Raw genomic sequence first — 7,548 nt, 5'->3', positions numbered from 1 at the left:
CCAGCAGTGGAGGGACGCCGGGGTCTTCGAGGCCCTGCTGGAGGGCGCGATCACGGAGGCCGCGAAGCGGGGTGAGCGCGGGGCTCAGACGGCGGCCGGGTCCTCCTCGACGAGGAGGTTGCGGGTGCGGTTCGGGTCCACCGGGATGCCGGGGCCCATGGTGGTGGAGACCGCGGCCTTCTTGATGTAGCGACCCTTGGCGGCGGACGGCTTCAGACGGAGGATCTCCTCCAGCGCGGCGCCGTAGTTCTCCACCAGCTTGTCGTCCTCGAAGGACGTCTTGCCGATGATGAAGTGCAGGTTCGAGTGCTTGTCGACGCGGAACTCGATCTTGCCGCCCTTGATGTCGTTGACGGCCTTCGTCACGTCCGGGGTCACGGTGCCGGTCTTGGGGTTCGGCATGAGACCACGGGGACCGAGCACACGGCCGAGGCGGCCGACCTTGCCCATGAGGTCCGGGGTGGCGACGACGGCGTCGAAGTCCAGGCGGCCCTTCGAGACCTCGTCGATCAGCTCGTCGGCGCCGACGATGTCGGCGCCCGCGGCACGCGCGGCCTCGGCACGGTCACCGGTCGCGAAGACCAGGACCCGGGCGGTCTTACCGGTGCCGTGCGGAAGGTTCACGGTGCCACGGACCATCTGGTCGGCCTTGCGCGGGTCGACACCCAGACGGAAGGCGACCTCGACGGTGCCGTCGAACTTGGTCGTGGAGGTCTCCTTGGCGAGACGGACGGCCTCGAGCGGGGCGTACAGCTTCTCCCGGTCGATCTTCTCGTCCGCAGCGCGGAGCGCCTTGCTGCGCTTGCTCACTACTTCTCCTGTGTGTGCTGAGGAGTCGTGGTACGGGCCGAGCCGGCCCTGCCACTTCTGCTTGATGTACGGGGGGTGGGGCTCAGCCCTCGACCGTGATGCCCATGGAGCGGGCGGTGCCGGCGATGATCTTCGACGCGGCGTCCAGGTCGTTGGCGTTGAGGTCGGGGAGCTTGGTCGTGGCGATCTCGCGGACCTGCGCCTCGGTGATCTTGGCGACCTTGGTCTTGTGCGGCTCGCCGGAGCCCTTCTCCACTCCCGCGGCCTTGAGGATCATCTTCGCGGCCGGCGGCGTCTTGGTGACGAAGGTGAAGGAGCGGTCCTCGTAGACCGTGATCTCCACCGGGATCACCCAGCCACGCTGCGACTCGGTCGCGGCGTTGTACGCCTTGCAGAACTCCATGATGTTGACGCCGTGCTGACCCAGCGCGGGGCCGACCGGCGGGGCCGGGTTCGCCGCACCGGCGTTGATCTGGAGCTTGATGAGCCCCGTGACCTTCTTCTTCTTGGGAGGCATTACTCTCCGGGTCCTTTCGATTCGGGTCCTGCCTGCGCGCGAGGACCACCCGAACGCAGGCATACCGCACAACGATAGCGGGTATAGATGCGCGGCCAAAAACCGAGCAGGTCAGGCGAGCGATCGAGCGCTTGCCTGACCTGGCCGGAAGCTCTTCTGGAAGCCGGAAGAACTGGCTTGGGAACTAGTTCTTCTGGATCTGGTCGAACGACAGCTCGACCGGCGTCTCGCGACCGAAGATCTCGACGAGGCCCTTGACCTTCTTGGAGTCGGGGTTGATCTCGTTGATCGTCGCCTGCAGCGTGGCGAACGGGCCGTCGGTGACGGTGACCGAGTCGCCCACCTCGAAGTCCAGCACCTGGACCTCGACCTTGCGCTGCGGAACGGGCTTGCCCTCGGCCTCGGCGGCCTCACGGGCGGCCTTCTCCTCGGCCTCCGGAGCGAGCATCTTGACGATCTCGTCCAGGGTCAGCGGGTAGGGGTCGTAGGCGTTGCCCACGAAGCCGGTGACGCCCGGGGTGTTGCGGACGACACCCCAGGACTCGTTGGTGAGGTCCATCCGGACCAGGACGTAACCCGGCAGCTTGTTCTGCTTGATCGTCTTGCGGTCGCCGTTCTTGATCTGGACGACCTCTTCCTGCGGCACCTCGGCCTGGAAGATGTAGTCCTCGACGTTCAGCGAGACGGCGCGCTGCTCCAGGTTGGTCTTCACGCGGTTCTCGTAACCGGCGTACGTGTGGATGACGTACCACTCACCGGGAAGGACACGCAGCTCGTCGCGGAGAGCCTGAACGGGGTCGACGGGCTCGGCCGGCTCGGCCTCCTCCTCGGCTGCCGCTTCCTCGGCGTCCTCGTCCTCGACGTCGGCGTTCTCGTCCACGACGTGGACGGCGTCCTCCTCGGCGGGCTCCCCGGCCTCGGCGTCGGCAGCCTCGAACTCGTCCAGGTCGTCGTCCGCGCCTTCGACGATGTCGAGCTCGTCATCGACAGACTCGTCGGGCTCGATGGCGTCGTTCAGGTTCTGCTCAGACACGGTGGCTGCTTCTTCCTGGATACATAGGGGTGGAACATGCGAAAGGGGCGCCGGTAACCGCGGCGCCCTTCGCTCTCGGCTCAGCCGAAGACGTACTTCGCGGCGTGGCTGAGTCCATAGTCAATCACGGTCACCAGGCCGATCATGATGACGACGAAGACGATCACCACGGTCGTGTACGTCGTCAGCTGGTTACGCGTGGGCCAGACGACCTTGCGAAGCTCTGCGATGACCTGACGGTAGAAAATGGCAAGCCGCTTGAACGGGCCCTTCTTGGCCCGCTTGCCGCCCTTGCGGGCCTTCTTCGTCTCCTGCGCCTCGTCCTGGGCGTCAGGCGTGTCGATGGAGCCCACGGCGTCCGCCATTCGTCCTCACCTGTTCCCGGGTCGTGGCCGTGCCGCGCCCGGTCTGAGCCGCACGGCGGTGCATTGCTGTACGTACATGCGCACACATCCTGGCGAAGGTGTGTGTAGCAGGGCCGGAGGGACTTGAACCCCCAACCGCCGGTTTTGGAGACCGGTGCTCTACCAATTGAGCTACGACCCTTTGTGGTGTCCCCCAACGTACCGCATCCGACCGGGTGCTCGGTGTGCACCGCTCGCGGCGCGGCTGCTGAAGGCCAACGAGGTGAGAGTGTACGTGGTCCGAAGCCCTCCGTCGAACAGAAAGCGCCCGTAGGGGCCTTGGGGAAGGAAGATCGTCGCGAAACCGGTGGAAGATCACCAGGCCATCGTGCGAATCCGGACACGTGTTCAGTCGCCGATCCCCACATGTTCAGTCTGTGAAACCCGCGTGCCGGGCCGGTTTCGGGTCTGGAACGATGGGCCCCATGAGCGCTGCAACCCCTCCCACCGAGCGCCGGGTCTCCGCCCGAGTCGGCGCGATCTCCGAGTCCGCCACCCTCGCCGTGGACGCCAAGGCCAAGGCCCTCAAGGCCGCCGGGCGTCCGGTGATCGGCTTCGGCGCCGGTGAGCCGGACTTCCCGACGCCGGACTACATCGTCCAGGCGGCCGTCGAGGCCTGCTCGAACCCGAAGTACCACCGGTACACGCCGGCCGGCGGTCTGCCCGAGCTGAAGGCCGCGATCGCCGCGAAGACGCTGCGCGACTCCGGCTGGGAGCCCGACGTCTCGCAGATCCTCGTCACCAACGGCGGCAAGCAGGCGATCTACGAGGCCTTCGCCGCGATCCTCGACCCGGGCGACGAGGTCATCGTCCCGGCGCCGTACTGGACGACGTACCCGGAGTCCATCCGTCTCGCCGGCGGTGTCCCGGTCGAGGTCGTCGCGGACGAGACGACCGGCTACCGGGTCTCCGTGGAACAGCTGGAGGCCGCTCGCACCGAGAACACGAAGGTCGTCCTCTTCGTGTCACCGTCGAACCCCACCGGCGCCGTGTACTCCGAGGCCGAGACCGAGGCGATCGGCCGCTGGGCCGTCGAACACGGCCTGTGGGTGCTGACCGACGAGATCTACGAGCACCTGGTCTACGGCGACGCCACCGCCGTCTCCCTCCCGGCCCTGCTGCCCGAACTGCGCGACAAGTGCGTCGTGGTCAACGGTGTCGCCAAGACGTACGCCATGACCGGCTGGCGCGTGGGCTGGGTCATCGGCCCGAAGGACGTCGTCAAGGCCGCGACCAACCTGCAGTCGCACGCCACGTCGAACGTGTCGAACGTCGCCCAGGTCGCCGCCCTGGCCGCCGTCTCCGGCGATCTGACCGCCGTGGCGGAGATGCGGGAGGCGTTCGACCGCCGCCGCAAGACGATCGTCCGCATGCTCAACGAGATCGACGGTGTCGTCTGCCCCGAGCCCGAGGGCGCCTTCTACGCGTACCCGTCGGTCAAGGCGCTGATCGGCAAGGAGATCCGCGGCAAGCGCCCGCAGGACTCGGTCGAGCTGGCCGCGCTCATCCTGGAGGAGGCCGAGGTCGCGGTCGTCCCGGGCGAGGCCTTCGGCACGCCGGGCTATCTGCGGCTGTCGTACGCCCTGGGTGACGAGGATCTCGTCGAGGGCGTCAGCCGCATCCAGAAGCTGCTGGCGGAGGCGCGGGACTGAGGTCCTGGCCTGTCGCGGGGGTCACTTCCGATTTTTTCGGAGGTGACCCCTTTGTTTGTGCGAGCAAGACCACTAAAGGGGAATCCGCTACCGGGACGCCCGTGACGTACGGCAGGATCCTGGGATGGAGCACGTACGTGATGTCTCTGAGCTGCCGAAAGCCCATCTGCACCTGCACTTCACCGGCTCGATGCGGCCGGCGACGGTCCTGGAACTGGCCGACAAGTACGGGGTGCGGCTCCCCGAGGCGCTGGTCGACGCACTGACCAGCGGGGAACCCCCGAAACTGCGGGCCACCGACGAGCGCGGCTGGTTCCGGTTCCAGCGGCTGTACGACGCCGCCCGTTCGTGCCTCAGGGAGCCGGACGACATCCGGCGGCTGGTGCGGGAGGCGGCCGAGGAGGATGTGCGCGACGGCTCGGGGTGGCTGGAGATCCAGGTCGACCCGACGTCGTACGCGCCTCGGCTGGGCGGGTTGATCCCCGCGCTGGAGATCATCCTGGACGCGGTGGAGACCACCTCGCGGGAGACGGGACTCGGAATGCGGGTGCTCGTCGCCGCGAACCGGATGAAGCATCCCCTGGACGCGCGCACGCTGGCCCGGCTGGCGGTGCGGTACGCGGACCGGGGTGTGGTCGGTTTCGGTCTCTCCAATGACGAACGCCGCGGTATGGCCCGGGACTTCGACCGCGCCTTCCACATCGCCCGGGAGGGCGGTCTGCTGTCGGCGCCGCACGGTGGCGAGCTGACCGGGCCGTCGTCGGTGCGGGACTGCCTGGACGACCTGCACGCCGGCCGGATCGGGCACGGCGTGCGGGCGGCCGAGGATCCGCGGCTGATGCGACGGCTGGCCGAGCGGGGGGTGACCTGCGAGGTGTGCCCTGCCTCGAACGTGGCCCTGGGCGTGTACGAGAAGCCCGAGGACGTGCCGCTGCGGACCTTGTACGAGGCGGGTGTGCCGATGGCTCTGGGCGCCGACGACCCGCTGCTGTTCGGCTCCCGGCTCGCCGCCCAGTACGAGATCGCGCGCCGCCACCACGCCTTCACCGACGAGGAGCTGGCGGAGCTGGCCCGGCAGTCGGTACGGGGGTCGGCGGCGCCGGAGGACGTCAAGGCGAGGTTGCTGACCGGCGTCGACGAATGGCTGGCTCGCCCGGGCGTCTGAAGTGGGCGTAGGGCGGATACGCCTTGAAGCAGATGTCCACCTCCAGGGGGTGCCCGCCACTCCCCCTCGGCTCGGGCAGGATGAGGGCCGTCATGAACGCCATGTGCCCCTCGGCGACGCGCTTCTCACGCGGCCCCCAGCCGGCCGCGTAGGCGAAGTCGGTGGCCAGCTGGGCGAAGACCTCCTGGTCGCCGAACAGGAACAACGTCCGGGCGTGGGTGGCGTGCCGCAGCTTGTCCCGGGCGTTCACGTGCGAACGGCGTGCGCTCGAGGACTCCGCGTCCCGGGCGGTGCGGGCTTCGTCCGTGTGTACGGTCAGCGGGGCGCCGCGGGTGGGTGTTCCGCGCGTGGGTGTTCCGCGCGTGGGTGTTCCGCGCGTGGGTGTTCCGCGGGTGGACATTCCGCGCGTGAGCTTCCGGCGCAGTTCGGGCCACTGGGCGGCGCGCAGGCCGAGGGTGCGGTGGGCCAGGACGAGGTCGACCCGTTCTCCCCAGCCCTCGTCGGGCGGGACTCCGTCGCGCAGCGGGACGTGGACGATCGTGTGGCGGGAGTAGGCGGCGAAGGAGAACAGTCCCGCCAGGTGGTTCAGGCCGTCGTGGTCGCCCAGCAGCAGGCCGACGGGGTCCGGGGCGGTCAGGGAGGTGTGACGCAGGGGGTGTCTCGGCTGGACGACCCGGTGTTCGTGCGGGCCTGTTCTGGGGCGGAACTCCTGCAGCCTCAGGCGCATATGTGATGCCTCATGGCATCAGGGTCGGGGGTGGGCCGGGTCGTCGGCAACGCGGATTTCGTCGATCTAGAGGGACACGCCCACCGTCACCGGCTCGTTGACCAGCGTGATGCCGAAGGTCTCGTGGACGCCTGCGACCACCTCGCGGGCGAGGGTGAGGAGGTCCTCGGTGGTGGCGTCGCCTCTGTTGGTGAGGGCGAGGGTGTGCTTGGTGGAGATGCGGGCCGGGCCGCTGCCGTAGCCCTTGGTGAAGCCCGCCTTGTCGATCAGCCAGGCGGCGGAGGTCTTGGTGTGGCCGGGGCCCGCGGGGTAGGCGGGGGGTTCGGTGTCGGGGCCGAGGTGCTGCTTCACGCGCGCGTGGAAGGTGGCGAAGTCGGTGTCGGTGAGGATCGGGTTGGTGAAGAAGGAGCCGGCCGACCAGGTGTCGTGGTCCTCGGGGTCGAGGACCATGCCCTTGCCCGAGCGGAGCTTGAGTACGGCCTCCCGGGCCGCGGCGAGGGGGACTCGGTCGCCGGGTTCGACTCCGAGAGCTCGGGCGGTTTCGGCGTATTTGAGGGGGGCGGAGAGGCCGGTGGCGTCTTCGAGGTGGAAGCGGACGCGGAGGACTACGTAGCGGTCGGGGTCGGCCTTGAAGCGGCTGTGGCGGTAGGAGAAGGCGCAGTCCTCGTTGGTGAGGGTGACCGTGTGGTGGGTGGTGCGGTCGTAGGCGATCACCTCGGTGATCGTCGAGGAGACCTCTTGGCCGTAGGCGCCGACGTTCTGGATGGGGGTCGCGCCTGCGGAGCCGGGGATGCCGGCGAGGCATTCGACGCCGGCGAGGCCTGCTTCTACGGTGCGGGCGACGGCGTCGGTCCAGATCTCGCCGGCGGCGAGTTCCAGGTTGGTGCCGTGGAGTTCGAAGCCCTGGGTGGCGATGACGAGGGCGGTGCCCGCGAAGCCCTTGTCCCCGATGACCAGGTTGGAACCGCCGCCGATGAGCAGGAGCGGGGTGCCGGCGTCGTCGGCCTCGCGGACGGCGGCGATCACCTCGGCGTCGGTTTCGGCCGTGACGAGGCGGGTGGCGGGGCCGCCGAGTCGGAAGGTGGTCAGCGGGGCGAGGGGGGCGTCGTGTCGTTCCTGCACGGGCACAAGGGTACGAGACGGTGGGTGGATGCCTGCGGCGCCGGCGGGGGTTGGGTGGGGGCTTGTGTAGCGCCTAGGGGTGGTGGGTGAGTCGGGGCCGGGCCGGGGGGTATCCGTC

At 68.9% G+C, this 7,548-nt stretch carries 8 protein-coding genes and 1 tRNA gene; 2 read left to right on the top strand and 7 right to left on the bottom strand.

Features of this window, described 5'->3' with window-relative positions; all coding sequences use genetic code 11:
• Nucleotides 1-84: 84 nt before the first annotated feature.
• The 5 genes from rplA to ABZT17_RS44500 form a co-directional block, all read right to left on the bottom strand.
• Nucleotides 85-810 carry a 50S ribosomal protein L1 gene (gene rplA / locus ABZT17_RS44520; protein WP_356357901.1) on the bottom strand — a complete coding sequence of 242 codons (726 nt, stop codon included), beginning with the start codon at nt 808-810 and terminating at the stop codon, nt 85-87.
• An 82-nt stretch (nt 811-892) separates the two neighbouring features.
• On the bottom strand, nt 893-1,327 hold the full coding sequence (gene rplK, locus ABZT17_RS44515) for a 50S ribosomal protein L11 (RefSeq protein ID WP_005481290.1): 435 nt from the start codon (nt 1,325-1,327) through the stop codon (nt 893-895).
• Between the two features lie 184 nt (nt 1,328-1,511).
• Nucleotides 1,512-2,360 (bottom strand): transcription termination/antitermination protein NusG, encoded by an 849-nt coding sequence (nusG, locus tag ABZT17_RS44510; protein ID WP_356357900.1) that lies wholly within the window; start codon nt 2,358-2,360, stop codon nt 1,512-1,514.
• An 80-nt stretch (nt 2,361-2,440) separates the two neighbouring features.
• A complete protein-coding gene (gene secE / locus ABZT17_RS44505) occupies nt 2,441-2,725 on the bottom strand; it encodes a preprotein translocase subunit SecE (RefSeq protein WP_356357899.1) in 285 nt (94 codons plus the stop codon).
• A gap of 108 nt (nt 2,726-2,833) precedes the next feature.
• A tRNA-Trp gene (locus ABZT17_RS44500) sits at nt 2,834-2,906 on the bottom strand.
• Nucleotides 2,907-3,189: 283 nt separating this feature from the next.
• Between ABZT17_RS44500 and ABZT17_RS44495 the strand changes: the two genes are divergently transcribed.
• Nucleotides 3,190-4,416, top strand: coding sequence for a pyridoxal phosphate-dependent aminotransferase (locus tag ABZT17_RS44495; RefSeq protein WP_356357898.1), 1,227 nt, complete (start codon nt 3,190-3,192; stop codon nt 4,414-4,416).
• Between the two features lie 124 nt (nt 4,417-4,540).
• Nucleotides 4,541-5,581, top strand: coding sequence for an adenosine deaminase (locus ABZT17_RS44490; RefSeq protein ID WP_356357897.1), 1,041 nt, complete (start codon nt 4,541-4,543; stop codon nt 5,579-5,581).
• Here ABZT17_RS44490 and ABZT17_RS44485 read toward each other — a convergent pair.
• Both ABZT17_RS44485 and ABZT17_RS44480 read right to left on the bottom strand, forming a co-directional pair.
• Nucleotides 5,526-6,308, bottom strand: a complete 783-nt coding sequence (locus ABZT17_RS44485) for a hypothetical protein (protein ID WP_356357896.1) — start codon at nt 6,306-6,308, stop codon at nt 5,526-5,528. The genes ABZT17_RS44490 and ABZT17_RS44485 overlap by 56 nt on opposite strands.
• Nucleotides 6,309-6,374: 66 nt before the next feature.
• Nucleotides 6,375-7,430: a UDP-N-acetylmuramate dehydrogenase gene (locus tag ABZT17_RS44480; protein ID WP_356357895.1), complete on the bottom strand. Its 1,056-nt coding sequence runs from the start codon at nt 7,428-7,430 to the stop codon at nt 6,375-6,377.
• Nucleotides 7,431-7,548 lie beyond the last annotated feature (118 nt).

Origin of the sequence: Streptomyces sp. NPDC005648 (assembly GCF_040605395.1) — a bacterium.
Classification (GTDB): Bacteria; Actinomycetota; Actinomycetes; order Streptomycetales; family Streptomycetaceae; genus Streptomyces.
This window is presented reverse-complemented; position numbering and strand designations above follow the sequence as displayed.

Coding starts and splice junctions, on each gene's coding strand:
- rplK (WP_005481290.1), bottom strand. CDS start 1,327: ATGCCTCCCAAGAAGAAGAAGGTCACGGGGCTCATCAAGCTCCAGATC.
- secE (WP_356357899.1), bottom strand. CDS start 2,725: ATGGCGGACGCCGTGGGCTCCATCGACACGCCTGACGCCCAGGACGAG.
- ABZT17_RS44495 (WP_356357898.1), top strand. CDS start 3,190: ATGAGCGCTGCAACCCCTCCCACCGAGCGCCGGGTCTCCGCCCGAGTC.
- ABZT17_RS44490 (WP_356357897.1), top strand. CDS start 4,541: ATGGAGCACGTACGTGATGTCTCTGAGCTGCCGAAAGCCCATCTGCAC.
- ABZT17_RS44485 (WP_356357896.1), bottom strand. CDS start 6,308: ATGCGCCTGAGGCTGCAGGAGTTCCGCCCCAGAACAGGCCCGCACGAA.